At 55.5% G+C, this 19,060-nt stretch carries 21 protein-coding genes; 11 read left to right on the forward strand and 10 right to left on the reverse strand.

The window, feature by feature from the left end:
- Window positions 1-366: 366 nt before the first annotated feature.
- From C1J03_RS10525 to C1J03_RS10540, 4 genes are all read right to left on the reverse strand, one after another.
- Window positions 367-1,002, reverse strand: a complete 636-nt coding sequence (locus tag C1J03_RS10525; RefSeq protein ID WP_114886288.1) for a DUF1638 domain-containing protein — start codon at window positions 1,000-1,002, stop codon at window positions 367-369.
- The gene (locus C1J03_RS10530) at window positions 999-1,313 is read right to left on the reverse strand and encodes a YbjQ family protein (protein WP_114886290.1); all 315 of its coding nucleotides are present in this window, start codon (window positions 1,311-1,313) and stop codon (window positions 999-1,001) included. The genes C1J03_RS10525 and C1J03_RS10530 overlap by 4 nt, the downstream gene beginning before the upstream one ends.
- Window positions 1,313-1,528: a hypothetical protein gene (locus C1J03_RS10535; RefSeq protein WP_114886292.1), complete on the reverse strand. Its 216-nt coding sequence runs from the start codon at window positions 1,526-1,528 to the stop codon at window positions 1,313-1,315. Before C1J03_RS10535 ends, C1J03_RS10530 begins: the two co-directional genes overlap by 1 nt.
- A 99-nt stretch (window positions 1,529-1,627) precedes the next feature.
- Complete coding sequence (locus tag C1J03_RS10540) at window positions 1,628-2,326, reverse strand: corrinoid protein (protein ID WP_114886294.1); 699 nt, start codon at window positions 2,324-2,326, stop codon at window positions 1,628-1,630.
- 192 nt (window positions 2,327-2,518) lie between these two features.
- Between C1J03_RS10540 and C1J03_RS10545 the strand changes: the two genes are divergently transcribed.
- A complete protein-coding gene (locus tag C1J03_RS10545; RefSeq protein ID WP_114886296.1) occupies window positions 2,519-3,598 on the forward strand; it encodes a PA0069 family radical SAM protein in 1,080 nt (359 codons plus the stop codon).
- 119 nt (window positions 3,599-3,717) lie between these two features.
- On the opposite strand, the gene bmt is transcribed toward C1J03_RS10545, so the two are convergent.
- Both bmt and C1J03_RS10555 read right to left on the reverse strand, forming a co-directional pair.
- Window positions 3,718-4,731, reverse strand: coding sequence for a betaine--homocysteine S-methyltransferase (bmt, locus tag C1J03_RS10550; protein ID WP_114886298.1), 1,014 nt, complete (start codon window positions 4,729-4,731; stop codon window positions 3,718-3,720).
- Between the two features lie 255 nt (window positions 4,732-4,986).
- Window positions 4,987-5,301, reverse strand: coding sequence for a DUF1476 domain-containing protein (locus C1J03_RS10555; protein WP_114886300.1), 315 nt, complete (start codon window positions 5,299-5,301; stop codon window positions 4,987-4,989).
- Window positions 5,302-5,459: 158 nt separating this feature from the next.
- Between C1J03_RS10555 and purC the strand changes: the two genes are divergently transcribed.
- From purC to C1J03_RS10580, 5 genes are all read left to right on the forward strand, one after another.
- Entirely contained in the window at window positions 5,460-6,221 is a 762-nt protein-coding gene (gene purC, locus C1J03_RS10560) for a phosphoribosylaminoimidazolesuccinocarboxamide synthase (RefSeq protein ID WP_114888953.1), read from the forward strand.
- Window positions 6,222-6,288: 67 nt separating this feature from the next.
- Window positions 6,289-6,519: a phosphoribosylformylglycinamidine synthase subunit PurS gene (gene purS / locus C1J03_RS10565; protein WP_114888954.1), complete on the forward strand. Its 231-nt coding sequence runs from the start codon at window positions 6,289-6,291 to the stop codon at window positions 6,517-6,519.
- Window positions 6,519-7,187, forward strand: coding sequence for a phosphoribosylformylglycinamidine synthase subunit PurQ (purQ, locus tag C1J03_RS10570; protein ID WP_114886303.1), 669 nt, complete (start codon window positions 6,519-6,521; stop codon window positions 7,185-7,187). The genes purS and purQ overlap by 1 nt, the downstream gene beginning before the upstream one ends.
- Before the next feature lie 36 nt (window positions 7,188-7,223).
- Window positions 7,224-8,981 (forward strand): sensor histidine kinase, encoded by a 1,758-nt coding sequence (locus C1J03_RS10575; RefSeq protein ID WP_114886304.1) that lies wholly within the window; start codon window positions 7,224-7,226, stop codon window positions 8,979-8,981.
- Between the two features lie 4 nt (window positions 8,982-8,985).
- Entirely contained in the window at window positions 8,986-10,320 is a 1,335-nt protein-coding gene (locus C1J03_RS10580; protein WP_114886305.1) for a sigma-54-dependent transcriptional regulator, read from the forward strand.
- Window positions 10,321-10,340: 20 nt separating this feature from the next.
- On the opposite strand, the gene C1J03_RS10585 is transcribed toward C1J03_RS10580, so the two are convergent.
- On the reverse strand, window positions 10,341-10,640 hold the full coding sequence (locus C1J03_RS10585) for a hypothetical protein (RefSeq protein ID WP_114886306.1): 300 nt from the start codon (window positions 10,638-10,640) through the stop codon (window positions 10,341-10,343).
- A gap of 566 nt (window positions 10,641-11,206) precedes the next feature.
- Between C1J03_RS10585 and C1J03_RS10595 the strand changes: the two genes are divergently transcribed.
- Window positions 11,207-13,912, forward strand: coding sequence for an Rne/Rng family ribonuclease (locus C1J03_RS10595; protein WP_114888955.1), 2,706 nt, complete (start codon window positions 11,207-11,209; stop codon window positions 13,910-13,912).
- A gap of 46 nt (window positions 13,913-13,958) precedes the next feature.
- On the opposite strand, the gene C1J03_RS10600 is transcribed toward C1J03_RS10595, so the two are convergent.
- Complete coding sequence (locus C1J03_RS10600) at window positions 13,959-14,195, reverse strand: sulfurtransferase TusA family protein (RefSeq protein WP_114886310.1); 237 nt, start codon at window positions 14,193-14,195, stop codon at window positions 13,959-13,961.
- 92 nt (window positions 14,196-14,287) lie between these two features.
- Between C1J03_RS10600 and C1J03_RS10605 the strand changes: the two genes are divergently transcribed.
- The 4 genes from C1J03_RS10605 to C1J03_RS10620 all read left to right on the forward strand — a co-directional run bounded on the left by C1J03_RS10605 (window position 14,288) and on the right by C1J03_RS10620 (window position 18,660).
- The gene (locus tag C1J03_RS10605) at window positions 14,288-15,040 is read left to right on the forward strand and encodes a cytochrome c biogenesis CcdA family protein (RefSeq protein ID WP_114888956.1); all 753 of its coding nucleotides are present in this window, start codon (window positions 14,288-14,290) and stop codon (window positions 15,038-15,040) included.
- 54 nt (window positions 15,041-15,094) lie between these two features.
- Window positions 15,095-16,330, forward strand: a complete 1,236-nt coding sequence (locus C1J03_RS10610; protein WP_114886312.1) for a hypothetical protein — start codon at window positions 15,095-15,097, stop codon at window positions 16,328-16,330.
- Window positions 16,327-17,691, forward strand: a complete 1,365-nt coding sequence (locus tag C1J03_RS10615; RefSeq protein ID WP_114886314.1) for a cytochrome P450 — start codon at window positions 16,327-16,329, stop codon at window positions 17,689-17,691. The genes C1J03_RS10610 and C1J03_RS10615 overlap by 4 nt, the downstream gene beginning before the upstream one ends.
- A gap of 75 nt (window positions 17,692-17,766) precedes the next feature.
- Window positions 17,767-18,660 carry a fructose bisphosphate aldolase gene (locus C1J03_RS10620; protein WP_114886316.1) on the forward strand — a complete coding sequence of 298 codons (894 nt, stop codon included), beginning with the start codon at window positions 17,767-17,769 and terminating at the stop codon, window positions 18,658-18,660.
- Here C1J03_RS10620 and C1J03_RS10625 read toward each other — a convergent pair.
- Together C1J03_RS10625 and C1J03_RS10630 are read right to left on the reverse strand one after the other, a co-directional pair.
- On the reverse strand, window positions 18,657-18,881 hold the full coding sequence (locus tag C1J03_RS10625) for a ribbon-helix-helix domain-containing protein (protein WP_114886318.1): 225 nt from the start codon (window positions 18,879-18,881) through the stop codon (window positions 18,657-18,659). The genes C1J03_RS10620 and C1J03_RS10625 overlap by 4 nt on opposite strands.
- A complete protein-coding gene (locus tag C1J03_RS10630) occupies window positions 18,878-19,054 on the reverse strand; it encodes a DUF4169 family protein (RefSeq protein WP_114886320.1) in 177 nt (58 codons plus the stop codon). The genes C1J03_RS10625 and C1J03_RS10630 overlap by 4 nt, the downstream gene beginning before the upstream one ends.
- Window positions 19,055-19,060 lie beyond the last annotated feature (6 nt).

Below are 19,060 nucleotides of genomic sequence, written 5' to 3' on the forward strand. Positions count from 1 at the left end.
TATTTCCAAGAGCAGATTGTCCTATTCGCACAAAATGAAGCCGCCGCTCTTCAAGCCGCAATGGTGCTTGCAAGCGAAACTGGGAAACAAGCAGACCTTAAAGCAGTTGTTGCAGGCATGCCCGATAGACGACTGGATCTGGTGAGGGAAGTTGATAGACAGTTTAACTGTCTCCCCATCGGAGAAAAAAAACCTTAGGGACCAAGTTCTATTGTTTTTTTGAGCTCGAAGCCGACCTTGATCGGTTTTTGATTTTTACCGGGAAGCCAGGTGGACTGAAAATTGCACCAACAAACTCGCGCATGACTTGCCATCTTTTTTCGTCTTGTCCTTGCCGGCCTTTATGCGTGGTCAAAGTATTGGGGCTCAGAGCGCGCGGAGATGTGTGTCCAGATCGCCATACCCGGTGTGGCGATGTTCAAAGGCGAGGCCAAGGGTTTCGGCGCAGGCTTTTGCTTTTTCGGTAAGCGCAGGATTGTCGGTCTGGGCTTGGTAGACCAGCTTTTCATAATTGCCGAAATACATGTCGCGCAGTTCTGGGTGACGGTCTAGTCCCATGGGCTTCATGATGAAGGCGTCGAATTGGCGGACCAGAAAATCAGTCAGATAAAACGCCGTTATCTCACTTTCACTGTGGCTCGCAAACTGTTCATTCCCCTCAAAAAAACTGTAACAGTGAGGGCCAGGGATCATCTTGACGCCCAGTGTATCACAGGCCACCTGAAGCAGGCCGCCGGTACCGCAATCGGCATAAACCACAAAGATATCGTCGTAATCACTACGGTGTTTGGTGACCGTATCCGTGACCGCTTGGGTGATTTTTTCAGGGTAGAGATGATATTTCGCGGGCAGGCAGGTCAGATCGAGGTGGGTCCACCCGTTTGCCGCCTTTAGGTCAATGATTTCGCGGGCAAGTGCACCGCAGGCGATCAGCAGAATTCGCCCCTTTGGGCTTTCAAGCGGCAGACCGTCTTCGGTCAGATGATTGTCTGAAAGGGTCATCGCAATTTAACGGCGGTGCCGTAGGCGACGATTTCTGAGGCACCTTTGGCGATGGAGGACGTCTCCATTCGAAACCCAACAACGGCATCGGCCCCTTTGGCGCGCGCATCTTCACACATCCGATCAAGCGCTTGTTCGCGCGCACCTGCTAGCAACGAAGAATAACCAGTTAGCTCGCCGCCAACAATTTGTTTGAGCGAAGCAACAATGTCCGTGCCAAGGTGTTTGGCCCGCACAGTCGCACCACGCACCAAACCGAGGCTTTCAATAACCTCGTAACCAACAAGAGTGTCTGTCGTGGCGATCAGCATCAGTTGTCCATCCCGTCGTAATGATCTTCGGTTTTGTTGCCGATACGTTGGACGATAACCCGGACGACAATGTAGGCCACGAGGGCGATTGGGATCAGCGCGACACTCATGACAGGAAACTCAAAGCTGACGAAAACCAGCGTTCCGACCCATACGGTGACCGCGGCGGCGATCAACACACAGACGAGGATTAGGACAAGGCGGTCGAGTGGCATGACGTGTCTCCTTTGATCCAGTATGTATGCGTTATGTGCTAAAAATAAAGGCCCCGCGTGATGCGAGGCCTTTTGTCATTCCGACATGCTTCGCTTAAATCAGGCGTTAACGCTATTGTGCTTGCGGCCCATCCATTCTTTGGCCGTTTCCACGGCAACAGCGGCATCGCGGCAATAGGCGTCGGCCCCAATGGCTTTGCCAAACTCTTCGTTCAGCGGCGCGCCGCCAACCAATACGATATAATCATCGCGGATGCCTTGTTCGATCATCGTATCGATTACGACTTTCATATAGGGCATTGTGGTCGTCAACAGAGCCGACATGCCCAAGATATCAGGCCCTTCGGTTTCCATCGCCTCTAGGTATTTCTCAACTGAGTTATTGATGCCAAGATCGACAACCTCAAAACCAGCGCCTTCCATCATCATGCCGACAAGATTTTTGCCGATGTCGTGGATGTCGCCTTTGACGGTGCCAATGACCATCTTGCCGACGCGCGGTGCGCCTGTTTCGGCCAACAGCGGCTTCAGAATGAACATGCCACCCTTCATCGCGTTCGCAGCGAGCAGCACTTCGGGAACAAACAAGATGCCGTCCCGGAAATCCGCGCCCACGATGGTCATGCCGCCAACAAGCGCCTTGGTCAGGACGTCGTAGGGGGCCCATTTGCGCGACAGCAGGATGTTAACGCCTTCTTCGATCTCTTCCTTGAGGCCGTCATAAAGGTCGTCAAACATCTGTTGGACAAGTTCTTCGTCGTTCAGATCAGCCAGGATGATTTCGTCGTCGTCGGACATGGTATTTCCTTTTGGTCGGCACCGGGGGCGTGAACCCTACATTCTTTTTTGTCAGAACCGGGCAATCTTACTATGCGAATTACGACACGAACAGAGCGCGTCGCGACGCGCTCTTGTAAAAAGCGGTCGTAAATTTGGGTTAGGGGTCAGGGTATTGTTGTAAGTGTTCTCATTTTGTTCTAATTTTGCATCATGGACAGAGAAGACCGGAGTTTCATCTTGCGTGGCCGCGGAGCTGCTAGCAATCATGCGGGGCGCTTTGAAAGGCATCTGCGCGAGGCAACGGATGACGGTTGGGGTGGCGATGAAGACCCGCTGCCGGTGCTGCGAACCACCACGCGCATAGAGCGGCCGCGCAGCATCATCAGCTACAACCGTTCGCCCGATTTGCCGTTTGATCGGTCGATAAATCCCTACAGAGGATGCGAGCATGGCTGCATCTATTGTTTTGCGCGCCCCAGCCATGCGTATCTGGGTTTGTCGCCGGGCCTGGATTTTGAAACGCAGTTGATTGCGCGGCCTGAAGCCCCAGATGTCTTGCGGCGTGAGTTGGCGGCCAAGGCATATCGGCCAGCAACCCTCGCCATAGGTACCAATACCGACCCATACCAACCGATTGAAAAGGAACACGGCATTATGCGTGCCTGTCTTGAGGTGTTGCGAGAGGCGCGCCATCCCGTGGCGGTCGTGACCAAAGGCAGCTTGATAGAGCGCGACATTGATATTTTGAGCGACATGGCTGCGGACGGACTGGCGCGGGTCGGAATTTCGATCACCACGTTGGATGCGCGCCTGAGCCGTTTGATGGAGCCGCGCGCACCTGCACCTGCGCGACGCCTGCGGATAGTGTCGCGTTTGGCGCAAGCAGGAATTCCCGTTCGCATAATGGCGTCGCCGCTGATCCCCGTGCTCACGGACCCTGAATTGGAGGCCATTTTGCAGGCCGGTCATGATGCAGGCGCAGACCATGCCAGTTGGGTGATGTTGCGCCTGCCGCGTGAGGTGTCGCCGCTGGTGCGCGATTGGTTGACCCAGCATTACCCCGGACGTGCCGCGCGGATCATGGGACGCCTGCGCGAAATGCACGGCGGGCGTGATTATGATCCGGCTTGGGGCAAGCGTATGAGGGGCGAGGGGCCTTACGCGCAAATGGTTGCGGCGCGGTTTGACCTTGCGTTGAAGCGGTTGGGTTTCGCAAAGGCCGCCACAGTGTTGCGCACGGACCTGTTCCGCGCGCCGGGCCGTAATGCAGCGCAAATGCAGCTTTTCTAACAGGTCTGATTTTGCGTGTTTCAAAGAACAGGGCCTTTTGAGAAAGTTCACTATTCTGGGCAGTTCAAGCAGCAATGGCATACCAAACCGCGCACCGAATGAAGGTGCGCTGATTTGGCTTAACCGCGACGACGCCCTTTGCGCGGTGCACGCACCGGCCCTTGACCGTCGGTTCCATCACTGGCTGAAGAAAACGCACCAAGTGCTGCGACGATTTCGTCGAGCTCAGGTGCGCAGCCTTTGGGCGTGGTATCCAACGCCTCACGCATGCGCTCAAGGTGCGCCGGCATCGTACCGCAGCAACCGCCGATAATGTTTGCGCCACAATTGCGTGCCATGATGGCATAGGTTGCCATCAATTCTGGCGAGCCGTCGTAATGGATGTGGCCTTCGTGGTACTTTGGAATACCGGCGTTGCCTTTGGCGATGATTGGCAGGTCACCACCCTTTGCGACAAAGCCCAAAACAGTCCGCAGCACATCTGATGCACCGGTGCCGCAGTTGGCCCCGTAGGCCAGCGGGCCATTCTCAAGAGCCGCAACCATGTCGACCATCCCAGCAGAGGTCAGACCCATCATCGTCCGCCCAGCAGTGTCGAAACTCATGGTGCCACACCACGGCAAACCAGCCAGCTCAAAGCCTTCGGCGGCGGCGGCGTATTCCTCGGGTGCACTGATAGTCTCAAGCCAGCCCACATCAGCGCCGCCAGCCTTGAGGCCATCTGCAGTCTCATGAAACATCTCGATCGCAATGGCGTGGGACAAGGTGCCGATCGGCTCCATAATCTCGCCCGTAGGGCCAACGGAGCCTGCCACGATAACCTTGCGCCCAGCTTTGTCGGCGACGTTGCGCCCCAATTCGGCCGCGACACGGCTTAACTCATGTACGCGCTTTTCGGCACCGTGCAGTTTTAGCCGTGAAGCATTTGCCCCAAAGCTGTTGGTGAGAAAAATATCACTGCCCGCGTCCACAGCGCCTTTGTAAAGGGCCGTGATTTTTGCAGGCTCATCGGTGTTCCACATTTCGGGAGCGTCGCCAGACATCAACCCCATGTTAAACAGGTTCGTTCCCGTCGCCCCATCGGCCAGTAGAACGCCTTTTTCGGCAAGCAGGTCGGAGAAGGCATTGGGCATCGAAAAACTCCGCAGATTGAGGGTAATTGGCTCTGTTCACATGCAGCGCGATATGAATCAAGTTCATTATTTTCATCTTCTTTATGAGGTTTTCCGTGAGACGCCCGCATCGCCGATATTCGAATTTCTCAGGCATTGATGGAGGCACCTCAGGCACAGCCAGCAAATCGCCGACAGGGCCGGTGAATCGCAAAACGCCCTTCCGGATTCAACCGAAAGGGCGCTCAAATTTAATCTCATAACCCTAAAAAGGGTTTAGGATTCGGACATCAGCTGGGCTTTGGCTTCCGCCATGTAAGAAACCATCTTGGCACGGATCGTGGCTTCGTCGGCTTTATCGCCAAGATCACCAGACACTTTGCGGTAGACGTCTTCATCACCGGCTTCTTCAAAATCCGATTTGATAACTTCACGCGCATATTCTGCGGCGTCATCACCCGATTTGCCCATCAGATCTGCGGCCCAAAGGCCCAAAAGCTTGTTGCGGCGGGCTTCGGCCTTGAATTGCATGTCGGCGTCATGGGCGAATTTGTTCTCAAAGGCGTTGGCGCGGTCGTCAAAACTGCTCATTTGGGCACTCCGTGGCATTGTTTATGTTCCCCTATGATATGCGGTTCCAAACCGGGTTGCGCAAGAGGGAGGGGCGGCTTGCGGGTTTTGTGGGGTTGCATTATGAGATGCGCAGGACCGGGGACACCCCTCGGGTCCGACAATCTGAGGGGACGGTCATGGCCCGGCGCAAGAAAATCTACGAAGGTAAGGCAAAGATCCTGTATGAAGGCCCAGAGCCCGGCACGATCGTGCAGTACTTCAAAGATGATGCAACGGCGTTCAACGCTCAGAAAAAAGACGTGATTGACGGCAAGGGCGTGCTGAACAATCGATTGTCTGAGTATTTCATGACCGGTCTGAACCAGATAGGCGTGCCGACGCATTTCATCAAACGACTTAACATGCGCGAACAGCTTGTACGTCAGGTTGAGATTATTCCGCTGGAAGTAATCGTGCGCAACTATGCGGCCGGCACCATTGCCACGCGTCTCGGGATTGAAGAAGGCACACAGCTGCCGCGTCCTATTGTTGAATACAGCTACAAGGACGACTCGCTTGGTGATCCGTTGGTCAGCGAAGAGCATATCGCTGCGTTCGGTTGGGCCAGCCAGCAGGACATGGATGACATCCTAAGCCTGGCACTTCGGGTCAATGATTTTCTATCCGGTGTTATGTACGGCGTTGGCATCAAGCTGGTGGACTTCAAGATTGAGATTGGGCGCGTCTATGATGGCGATTTCCAGCGTTTGATTGTTGCCGATGAAATCAGTCCAGATTCGTGCCGGCTTTGGGATATTGAAACAGGCCGAAAGCTCGACAAGGACGTGTTCCGACGCGATCTGGGGTCTCTTGCTGATGCCTACACTGAAGTGGCGCGCCGGTTGGGCGTGATGCCCAAGACGTCGACACCAATTACCAAACCTACGCTCATTAATTAAGACGCTCCGTTTGGGGCGTTGTCGAAATTTTGAGCTTAAAATGACAGATGAAGCAGGGGAATTGACCATGAAGGCACGGGTGCATGTGATGCTCAAAAACGGAGTGCTGGATCCGCAGGGCGAGGCCGTGCGCCATGCGCTTGGAGCCATGGGATTTGACGGGGTCAAAGGCGTGCGTCAGGGCAAGGTTATTGAACTGGACCTGGCCGATGGTTCTACCCAAGACGACGTGACGGCGATGTGTGAAAAGCTATTGGCGAATACGGTTATTGAATCCTATTCGGTGGAGATGGCCTGATGCGCGCAGCGGTTGTTGTGTTCCCAGGATCGAACTGTGATCGGGATCTGGCCGTAGCTTTTGAAGCTGCTGGAGCTGACGTCAGTATGGTCTGGCACAAAGATACTGACCTTCCGGATGGTATTGATATCGTTGGTATTCCTGGTGGGTTTTCCTACGGTGATTACCTGCGTTGTGGTGCGATTGCAGCGAATTCACCGATCTGCAAATCGGTGGCGGCGCATGCGGCGCGTGGCGGTTATGTCTTGGGTGTTTGTAACGGATTTCAGGTCCTGACCGAAACGGGTTTGCTGCCCGGAGCGTTGCTGCGCAATGCGGGGCTGAAGTACATTTGCAAGACGGTTGGCCTAAAGGTCGCGACGTCGGCTTCTGACTTTACTGCCGGCTACAATGCGGGTGATGTCATCGACATTCCAATCGCGCATCACGATGGCAATTATTTTGCCGATGATGAAACGATAGCAGCCTTGGAAGCCGAAGACCGGATCGCCTTTACCTATACTGACAATCCTAATGGTGCGCGGGCAGATATTGCTGGCATTTTATCAAAGAACCGGCGTGTTTTGGGGATGATGCCACACCCGGAGCGTGCCGCGGACACAGGCCACGGCGGAACCGACGGGGTGGCGCTCTTCCGCGCATTGTCAGGGGCGCTGACGAGGGCTTGACTTGAGGTGGGCTTCGCGCCCGCGTAGGTTATTGCCATGGATTCTGCGGGGGCAAATGATCTGAACAATGTGATTAACTGGCGGGTCCGGTTGGCGTTTGTCGTTTTGATGATGCTGGCGGTTTTAACAATAACGGTGACCAACAGGCTGCTGACGGATCGATTCACTGAAAGCACGCGCAGCCGGGCTGAGCTGAGGTTGGCGTTGTACAGCGGCAATCTGCTGGCTGATCTGCGCCAGAATGCAATTGTTCCACAGTTGTTGGGGCGCGACCCCACATTGATCAATGCGCTCCAGTCGGCGAATTATTCGCTCTCGACCCAGCGGTTGATTTCATTCGTTGAGGAAATCGGGGCCGCATCGTTGATGCTGTTTGATATTGATGGACGCACGGTTGCCGCAACAGACCGCAACCGATTGGGATCTGCCCATAAAAGCGAAGCCTATTTTGTGGACGCGGTCCGATCAAACGCGACGATCTTTAGTGTCATCCAGCAAGCCCCTGGCGGGTACCGGTTTTTCTATTCACGGCGCATTCAGGATGGCGGCACGACGATCGGCGTGATCGCAGTTGAAGTCGATTTGCAGAAATTTCAGCGTGCTTGGGCGGGTATTTCTGATGCGGTCATCGTGACAGATAGTACTGGGCAGATTGTGCTGGCAACGGAACCGCGTTGGCGCGGGCTGACCGAGGAAGTGGCGCTGGCTAATCAAACGCCGCAAAGCGCGATTGAGCGCGCAATTCAGGCAACCACGGATTGGTCCGCACTGGCCCCTGATGCGTATCTGCGCGGCGAAGCGGTGATGCGGATGAGCGCGCGGGTCAATTTTCGCGGGTGGCGCATGGCGTCTTACACCACCTACGCAAGTGTGCGCGAGAAGGTGAATGGGGTTTTGGCGCTTGAGGTCATGGGATTTGCGATTCTACTGGCGCTGAGCTTTTATGCATTGAGCCGCCGCACCGCAGGGAAGGCCGCACTTTTCCAACGAGAGTCGGCAGAGTTGCGCGCACTGAACGTTGCCTTGCAGCGGGAAATTGCCGAACGAAAACGCGTGCAAGAGACGCTCGCAGTGGCCGAACAGACCCTTGAACAATCAAGTAAATTGGCCGCGTTGGGCGAGATGTCTGCAGCCGTAAGTCACGAGCTGAACCAACCGCTTGCAGCGATGAAAACCTACCTTGCGGGGGCACGGCTTTTGCTAAGGCGCAACCGTCAAGAAGAGGCGCTGTCATCGTTTGGGCGCATCGACGATTTGATCGAGCGTATGGGCGCGATCACACGGCAGCTCAAGTCTTATGCCCGCAAAGGCCAAGAGGTGTTTTCCCCTGTGAATATGGGCGATGCGCTTGCCTCAAGCCTGTCCATGATGGAGCCACAGCTGCGCCAACGCCAAGTGCAAATCACCCGCATATTACCCGAAGCTCCGGTGCAGGTGATGGGCGACCGGATGCGGATTGAACAGGTCTTGGTGAACTTGCTGCGCAACGCTCTTGATGCGACCCAGTCTGAGCGCGCGCCCTTGGTCGAGATCATACTTTCAGCCGGCGAAACGGCCACACTAACAGTGCGGGACAACGGCCCTGGGATCGAAGATCTCGATGCGCTCTTTGAGCCATTTTACACGACAAAGAGACCGGGCGACGGCGTGGGCTTGGGCCTTGCCATTTCCTCGGGTATTGTGAACGACCTTGGGGGCCGGTTGACGGCGCGCAACGGCCAGCAGGGCGGTGCGGTATTCGAGGTCCAGCTGCCGATTTATGAAAACGACAGCACAACAAAAGCGGCGGAGTAAACACATGGCAAAGGCAATGAAGATCGCGATCGTGGACGACGAACAGGACATGCGGCAATCAATCAGCCAGTGGTTGGCCTTGTCGGGTTATGACACGGAAACTTTTGCAAGCGCAGAGGATGCGTTAAAAACGCTGGGGCCAGATTATCCGGGCATAGTGATTTCGGACATCAAGATGCCGGGCATGGACGGAATGCAGTTTCTTAAGAAACTGATGGGAAATGACAGTGCATTGCCCGTGATCATGATCACCGGGCATGGCGATGTGCCGATGGCGGTTGAGGCGATGCGCGTGGGTGCGTTTGATTTTCTGGAAAAGCCATTCAATCCGGACCGGATGAGCGAGCTTGCCAAAAAGGCCACTGCCACGCGGCGTCTGGTGATGGACAACCGTGCGCTACGCCGCGAATTGTCGGATGGCGGACAGTTGATGAAAAAGCTGATCGGTCAGTCGCCAGTGATGGAGCGTTTGCGCGAAGATATTCTTGATCTGGGGCAGGCCGATGGCCACGTTCTGATCGACGGAGAGACCGGCACCGGTAAGACATTGGTGGCGCATGCCCTGCATGCCGTTGGCAGCCGAGCGGGCAAGAAATTTGTCCTCGTTAGCTGTGGTGCACTCGAAGAAGATGCGCTGAGCAAACGGCTTTTTGGACCGATGCAGCCTGAGGATGCGCTCTTGCCTGCAATCGAAGAGGCGCGCGGTGGCACATTGGTGCTCGAAGACATTGAGGCGCTGTCCGAAACGTTGCAGGCGCGCCTGTTGAGCGTGATCAACGAACAGGGCACGCCAGCAGAGACGCGGATTGTTGCAATCTCAAACTTGCAAGAAGCAGGGCGGACGTCTGAGGACGCGCTGCGGAGCGATTTGTTTTACCGGTTGGCCGCATTGCGCATCACTGTTCCGCCCTTGCGCCAGCGCGGTGAGGATATCCTGACGCTGTTCACCCGTCTGTCAGAACAGTTCTCGGATGAATATGGATGCGATGCCCCGCAGGTGTCTGCGCAAGAGGCAGCGCAATTGTTGCAGGCCCCCTGGCCGGGCAATGTGCGTCAGCTGATCAACGTGGCCGAACGTGCGGTGCTGCAATCGCGGCGCGGATCCGGCACCATCGCGTCACTCCTAATGAGCGATCACGACGAAATGCAGCCTGTCATGACCACCGAAGGCAAGCCGCTGAAAGAATATGTCGAGGCGTTTGAACGGATGTTGATCGATAACACGATGCGGCGCCACAAAGGTTCAATCGCAAGCGTCATGGACGAGCTGTGCCTGCCGCGCCGGACATTGAACGAAAAGATGGCAAAATATCAGTTGCAGCGCTCAGACTATCTCTGATCGCTGCGGGGTGCGGGGGGTTACCCTGCACCCAATTGATAAAGCTGCAGGGGCGCGCCGAGGTCATCAGTCAGACAAACCCAGCGAGTTTGTGATGAAGGCAGATCGATAATAAGTTGGTTGATCTCGACGATCGGCAAGGTCGTGTTCACAACGCCAGAGGCATCGCCGGTCTGTTGGGTGACGGCCTGCACGCATTTGCGCCCGGCGCGCGCGTCGGCGCGTACCTGTGGATCTGAGTCAAATTCAGCGGGATCACAGGCGGAAAGGGCCGTCAGGGCCACACAAAGACCCAATACAGGGCGCAGAACAGATCGCATGTTGTCTCCTTCATCGTTATTTTAGGGCGCTTTGCTTCAGGTGTTTTCCCAAAATCGGACGCCACATCTCCCAGTGTCATGGGTAATGGTAGCGGCAAATGGCCGCGCCCTCAATAATATGTCAACGTCTGTTCCTGCACCTGATGGGCGTTTTGCGTCGATTGTGCCCACTTTGCCCATTGTCATTGCGCCCCCTGTCGACTTAACTAGAGGGATGGGTTGCATTGCGTCTTTTTGTTACGCGCGCCCGTTGACGAAATTCGCTGTTGCGCGCCGCCTGTATGGATGTGCCGGAACAGGCCGATTTGGCCGGAAACGGCTAACGAACCGCTGAAGTCCCAGACGGCAAACGCCGCGTAAGGCCCAGTATTTAATGGATATGAGTGGCTGAGGCCCTCATGTCGGAGAAGAAACGCGATGACGCGCGCAACTGCAACAGGCACTCAAACGCTGGGCCCTCCGGGCCTTGCTTGCGCCGCGTCCACCATCGCCCTGACAAGACATACCCCGCATCGCTGTTCGCCCCCACCGGGCGAAAGGCGGTCGCGGCTGTGCAATATGGATTTATGCCAAAGAAAATGCTTATCGATGCCACCCACGCGGAAGAAACCCGCGTCGTGGTTGTGGACGGAAACAAGGTTGAGGAATTCGACTTTGAATCCGAGAACAAACGCCAGCTTGCTGGCAACATATATCTCGCAAAGGTAACGCGCGTTGAGCCGTCCTTGCAGGCGGCTTTTGTAGATTACGGTGGCAACCGCCACGGTTTTCTCGCGTTCTCTGAAATCCACCCGGATTACTATCAGATACCCGTAGAGGACCGCAAAGCGCTGCTGGAAGAAGAGCGCGCCTATGCCGAAGCGCAGGCCGCCAAGGATGATGAAGACATCAAGCCAAAACGCAGCCGGTCACGGTCGCGCAGCCGTGCCAAGCCCAAGGCTGAAGAGACCATTTCTGAGGACGCAACAGTGTCCACGGAAATCGAAGGCATGGAGACGCTTGATCTTAGTGATGACGATGACGTCGAAGTTGATCAAAATGAGGCGTCTTCGCCCATGGAACGTGTGCCAGAGACACCTGTAGACACGCCTGAAGTCGAAGCATCCGAAGCTGAAGCTGACACGACTGAAGCGGATGCGGATGACGAGAACGGCGATACGGACGATGCAGATGATGCGGGCTCTGATGCGACTGCCAAAGACGAGACCATCGAATCTGTCGCGGACGAAGACGACAGTGAAGACATCCGTCCGGTGCGCAAGCCTCGGCCACGTCGCTACAAGATCCAAGAAGTTATCAAGGTTCGCCAGATCCTGCTTGTGCAGGTCGTCAAAGAAGAACGCGGCAACAAGGGCGCTGCCCTTACGACATATCTGTCGCTGGCCGGTCGCTACTGCGTCTTGATGCCCAACACCGCACGTGGTGGTGGCATCAGCCGCAAGATTACCAACGCCCTGGACCGCAAGAAGCTTAAAGAGATCGCTCAAGAAATCGAAGTGCCGCAGGGTGCTGGCCTGATTGTACGTACGGCAGGTGCCAAGCGCACCAAAGCTGAGATCAAGCGCGACTATGAATATCTGCAACGCCTGTGGGAACAGATTCGCGAGCTGACGCTGAAATCCATCGCGCCCGCCAAGATTTACGAAGAAGGCGATCTGATCAAACGCTCGATCCGCGATTTGTATAACCGCGACATCGACGAAGTGTTTGTCGAAGGCGAGCGCGGCTACCGCATCGCCAAAGACTTCATGAAGATGATCATGCCGAGCCATGCGAAAAACGTGAAATTGTACGGTGAAAACCTGCCATTGTTCGCGCGGTATCAGGTTGAATCGTACCTTTCGGGCATGTTCAACCCAACAGTTCAGCTGCCATCGGGCGGCTACATTGTGATCGACACAACCGAAGCGCTTGTCGCTGTGGACGTGAACTCTGGTCGTGCGACCAAAGAAGGCTCGATTGAGCAAACCGCGCTTAAGACCAACCTGGAGGCCGCCGCTGAGGTGGCACGCCAACTGCGTCTGCGCGATCTTGCGGGTCTGATTGTCATCGACTTTATCGACATGGATGAGCGTAAAAACAATGCCTCCGTCGAAAAGATGATGAAAGACAAGCTCAAGACCGACCGTGCGCGCATTCAAGTCGGCCGCATTTCGGGCTTTGGTCTGATGGAAATGTCACGTCAGCGTCTACGTCCCGGCATGATCGAGGCTACGACCCAGCCGTGTCAGGCCTGCCACGGCACGGGCCTCATTCGTTCGGACGACAACCTTGCGCTGTCGATCATCCGCCAGATCGAAGAAGAAGGCACCCGTTGTCGTTCGCGCGAAGTGCTGGTGAAATGCCCTGTGGGTATCGCCAACTTCTTGATGAACCAAAAACGCGAGCACATTGCGCATATCGAAGGCCGCTATGGCCTGAGCGTGCGTATTGAAGGGGATCCGCATCTGATCAGCCCTGACTTCACCCTCGAAAAGTTCAAGACAGCGACCCGTGTTGTAGCTCCGGTTACGCATGTGGTGTCTGTGGACACGTCTTTGATGGATCAAATCGACGAGGATGATGCCAGCGTTGAAGAGGAAGACGCGCCTGCGCCACAGGGAGCTCAGACCTCTGAGCGTGTTGAAACTCCAGAAGGTGATGGCGAAGAAAAGCCCAAGCGCAAGCGTCGGCGTCGGCGTCGCAGCCGCGGTGGTCGCTCGGGCAATGGTGACGGTCAAAACAACGACGACCAGAATGGTGAAAACCAGAACGGTGAAGGTGGCGATGCGCCGTCTGAAACAGATGGTGAGCCTGCTTCTGAGCAGCCAAAGGCCGAACCTGTAGAGGTAAATGTCGAAGGTGCGACTGAGGAGAAGCCCAAGCCAAAGACCCGCAGCCGTTCACGCAGCAAAAAGGTTGTAGCGCCGGTTGAAGCAGCAGCACCAGTTGCAGCCGAAGCGGCACCAGAGCCAGTGGTATCCGTTGAAAAAGCACCGGCCAAGCCAAAACGCACGCGGACCCGCAAGCCTAAGGCTGAAGCGGTTGCCGCAGAAATGGTCAGTGACGACATAGCAGTTGTGGCTGAGGCACCTGTGGTTGTTTCCGAGCCTGCGCCAGAACCTGTGCAAGCTGTGGAGCCTGAAAAAGCACCCGAGCCGGAAGTTGTGGTACCTGAGAAGGCACCGGAGCCCGTAATGGCAGCAGCTGCCCCTGAGCCAGCCCTAGAACCCGAAAAGAAGGCTGAGAAGCCCAAATCCAAGCGTAAGGGCTGGTGGTCACTGGGCGGCTGATGCCGTTCAGATTGTGAAAGAAAAGCAGGCCTTCGGGCCTGTTTTTTTATGCGCGCGCGCCACCTTTGCGGATCAGATACGTCTGAATTGCGCCATTCTCGGATAGTTCGACCAAGGTGTGACCTGCCTCTGCGCAGAAATGCGGCACATCAACAAAGGCGGCCGGATCATCTGCCTGCATCCGCAATTGGTCGCCAGGTGCCAGCCCTTGCAGCCGTTTACGTGCTTTTAACACTGGAAGCGGGCACAAAAGGCCAGTTGCATCAAGATCATAGGTATCCATATCCGAGATGTAGGAGGGATATTACAGCCTGTCCACAGCCTTGTGATATTAAGGTGCGTGACGGGGCCCAACTGCGGGGCTATGTGTACATGATGTTTGGAATTGACCTCATCGACGCAAGCTTGCTGCCTGCCATGATCGTCGCGCTTGTTGCTGGCATCATTAGTTTTTTATCGCCCTGCGTGTTGCCGATTGTGCCGCCGTATCTGGCGTACATGAGTGGCGTCACTCTCAACGATATGTCATCGGTCAGCGCGGCGCGTAAACGCGCGGTGGTCGCAGCATTTTGTTTCGTGCTTGGGTTGAGCACCGTGTTTATCCTTTTGGGATTTACCGCATCACTATTCGGAACCTTTTTCCTGCAAAACCAAGTGCTTCTGGCGCAAATTTCAGGTGTCGTCGTCATCATTTTCGGACTACATTTTTTAGGTGTCTTTCGCATTCCATTCCTCGACCAAGAGGCGCGGTTGGATGCCGGTGATAAGGGCGGTTCCAGCTTTGGTGCTTACGTTCTTGGCCTCGCTTTTGCCTTTGGCTGGACACCCTGTATCGGCCCACAATTGGGCGCGATCCTGTCGTTGGCGGCTAATGAAGCATCCGTTGCACGTGGCACGTTGTTGTTAGGCATTTACGCGGCGGGGCTGGGCATACCGTTTATGTTGGCGGCGATGTTCATCACCCGCGCGATGGGCGTGATGAACCGGCTCAAACGCCACATGAAGATGATTGAGCGGGTCATGGGCGCTCTTTTGGTGTTGGTCGGCTTGGCTTTGATTACAGGCGCGTTCACAACGCTCAGCTTCTGGCTACTCGAGACATTTCCAGCGCTTGCCGTGCTAGGATAACGTCTTACTCTTGCCGGAGATCTACGCTAGCTTGACCGAAACGAGCAGGTCGCCATGCGCAGCAGTCCTATCCCAACGGTCACCAATCGCCGGGTGTTTTATATCCCCGGCTATGACCCTATTTCGCCGCGCCGTTACCGCGAGCTTTACCGCAAGGAAGGCACCTCGCAAGCCGAGATTTCGGGATATGAAATCGCACTAAACCCAAAGACCCCTGGTGGAAATTATGGATGGAACGTCAATGGTTTGATCGACGACGTTCGTGTAAGTTCTGACGTCGATGTGCTGATCTGGTCCGACATCGTGCGCGACAGTATGGATACATCGATCCTTGCCACATACGTCCAATTGATCCGCACTGCTTGGGTCTATATCGGCTCTGGTACGCTGTGGCGTCTGATGAAGTTGCGCAAAGGCCCCGTGATTGCCGCGCTCTACCCGGTCGGAATGCTCTTGGTGCAGTTGTTGTTGGCGTATGCGGCTGCGGCAGGTGCGTTCTGGGGGATGAAGTCACTTTTGATCCCGCTCATGGGGATTTTGGGGCATGTGATGGCGATGGTCGTTGGCATAGCGGTATTCGTTTTGCTGATGCGGTGGTTCAAAAAGAAAGACGGCCGGTTTTTTGCCTACTACCTCATGCATGACTACGCTTACGGCGCGGCCACAAAGGGGGCAAACCCGCCTGAACTCGAGGCCCGCATGGCGCAATTTTCGGATTCTATCGCGGCGGCCTTTGAGACAGACGTGGATGAGGTGTTGGTTGTTGGCCATTCATCTGGCGCGCATTTGGGCGTGTCAGTTCTGGCTGATTTGATCCGTGCGGGCAGGGTGCCTGCTGATGGTCCGACCCTTTCGTTCTTAAGCTTGGGGCAAGTTGTGCCTATGGTGTCATTTCTGCCCAACGCCCACCGTTTACGGGCTGATCTGGCCTATCTGAGCGTTCAGGATGGCCTGACTTGGGTCGATGTTACGGCCCCCGGCGATGGTTGTGCTTTTGCGTTGTGTGATCCGGTTTGCGTGACTGGTGTTGCCCCTCCGGACAAGCGTTGGCCGCTGGTTTTCTCTGCAGCTTTTTCACAAACGCTCACCGCGGCGCGGTGGAAGGAACTGCGATGGCGGTTTTTTCGGCTGCATTTCCAATATCTCTGCGCTTTTGACCGGCCGGGTGACTATGACTATTTCCAGATTACCGCAGGGCCGATTACGCTCGGGGATCGCTACGCCGACCGCGCGCCTTCGAAGTCCCGGATTGAAACGCCGGTGAATAAATATCCGAGTATGGCACCATGACAGGGCCCGCAATCCTTCCGCCCAAACCCCCTAGCAGGGCAGATAAAGTGTCGCTTTGGCACTATGCTAAGCTGTTTCGCAGAGATCTGCTGTCCGCACAGCCTGCGCGGCTTTACCGTGCTTGGATGGCGGAATTCAAAACGCCGTTCTTTCGCAGTTATTTGGTCAATCAACCTGATCTGATCAAAGAGGTGCTGCGCGGGCGGCCAGATGATTTCCCTAAATCCGACCGGATTAGTGAAGGGTTGCGCCCGCTCTTGGGCAATTCGGTGTTTTTGACCAATGGTGAGACGTGGAAGCGCCAGCGCCGCATTATCGACCCGGCCTTTGAAGGAGGTCGGCTGCGCGAAACATTTCCTGCCATGTGGGACGCTGCAGAGGCCGCCGCGACCCGGCTGAACGCAAATGTAGGCCGCGATATCGAGATTGAGAGCGAGACAAGCCATGTTGCCGCTGACGTTATATTTCGCACGTTGTTTTCGATCCCCATCGAACATGAGACGGCGCGCGAAGTATTTGACGAATTTCGTACCTATCAACGCAGCCAACCGATCCTGAATTTGGGCGCGCTGATCCCTCTGCCGCGTTGGATGCCAAGGATGTTTCGGCGCGACACACGGGCGAGTGCGGCGTTGATCCGGCAGTTGATCACCAAGCTAACGTCTGCGCGGCGTGAAGCGATCAATGATGGGTCTGCGCCAGATGATCTAGCCACCAAGATCATGACAACGCCAGATCCCGAGACCGGAGCGGTGTTCAGCACCGATGAGATGGTCGACCAAGTGGCGATCTTTTTCCTTGCTGGGCATGAAACCGGCGCATCGGCGTTGTCTTGGGCGCTGTATCTGATGGCGCTTTTCCCTGACTGGCAGGACCGTCTATCTGAAGAGGCGCAGGCGCTGGATCATTGTGATTTTTCAGTCATGTCAAAGCTCAAGATCAGCCGTGATGTCTTTCGTGAAACTTTGCGGCTTTATCCGCCTGTCCCGATGATGGTGCGTGAAAACGCCTGCCCGGAGCAGTTTCGCGACCGCACAGTCAAGCGTGGCAGCCAGATCGTGCTCAGCCCTTGGCACCTGCACCGGCACACGCGGCTTTGGGATAACCCTGATGGATTTGATCCTGCGCGGTGGGCCACTGAGAACGGCCAGAAATGCCAGCGCGAAGCGTTTATTCCCTTCAGTGCGGGCGCACGTGTCTGTCCGGGTGCCGGGTTTGCGATGATCGAAGGGCCGCTTATCCTATCGCGGATATTGCGGGATCTTCGGGCGGTACCTGTCGCGACACGTACGCCTGTACCGGTGGCGCATCTGACGGTACGCTCTGAGAACGGTATCTGGCTTCGGCTGGAGCGGCGCTAGGTTCTATCATCACAACGCGGAATGTTCTAAGAACCGCACAACGGAATCACGATGAAACGAAGGAATGATTTTCTAATGTCCAATACCGCAGCACAACGTACACAAATCCATACCGGCGACGGTTTTATTGCGGCATTGGATCAATCCGGCGGATCAACTCCCAAAGCACTGAGCCTTTATGGCGTAGAGCCTGCGGATTATTCTGGTGATGTTGAGATGTTTCAGGCGATGCATGACATGCGTGCCCGCATTATCCTCGCAGATGATTTTACGTCCGCCAAAGTTCTTGGCGCGATCTTGTTTGAACGCACCATGAACGAGACGATAAATGGTACACCGGTGGCCGAACTGATGTGGTCTAAACGTGGTGTGGTGCCGTTTCTCAAGATCGACAAAGGGCTCGAAGATGAGGCGCAGGGCGTTCAGCTTCTCAAGCCCATTCCGGGCCTTGAAGCGCTGCTGGATGAGGCCAAAAGCAAAGGCATCTTTGGGACCAAAGAGCGCTCCGTCATTCATGCAGCTAATGAGGCCGGGATCGCTGCGATTGTGGCCCAACAGTTTGACCTAGCCAAAGCCGTTGCCAAAGCTGGCTTAGTCCCGATTATCGAGCCAGAGGTGACGATCACCTCTGATACAAAGGCCGATGCCGAGGGTATTTTAGTTTCCGAAATTATCAAACACCTCAACGGCTTAGATGATGTCGTTGAGGTGATGGTCAAGCTGACAATACCTGAGAATGCGGGCATCTACGATGTGTTGGCCGACCATCCTCGGGTGATGCGCGTTGTGGCGCTATCGGGTGGGTATTCAACACAGGACGCCTGCCACAAGCTGACGCAAAATCCCAAGATGATCGCAAGCTTTAGCCGTGCGCTGACAGAAGGGCTGAACGTCAAAATGACGGATGTTGAGTTCAACACTGCACTTGGCCAAAACATCGACAAGATTTACAGCGCGTCGGTGGCCTAAGGCAGGCGGTCCTTAAGAGACTGGAGCACGTAGACGCGGATGGCTGAGGCGAGACCTGCCTCAATCCCGCGTGCTTCATCAATGTCGGCTACTAGCGCATTGATAGGCATGCTTTTTTCTTCTGCGATCAGGCGTAATTCAAGCCAAAATGGTGCCTCAAGCGAGATCGATGTTCGGTGACCTCGTAAGGTCACCGAATGTTTGACGGGCCGCGCAGTCATGTTTCGCGCTTGTTGCCTTCAAGATTGCGCGCGATTTGTTCGGCGCGTGCTTTCAACACTTCTTTTTGGGCTTTGGACTGGCCAAAACCAACAGCATTTTCATCCGCCCGCGCTTTGCGCGATGCGCGGTTGCGCTCTTTTTTCACTTTATTCAAATTTATGGGCGCGCTCATTTCAGC

Origin of the sequence: Sulfitobacter sp. SK012 (genome assembly GCF_003352085.1) — a bacterium.
GTDB lineage: Bacteria > Pseudomonadota > Alphaproteobacteria > Rhodobacterales > Rhodobacteraceae > Sulfitobacter.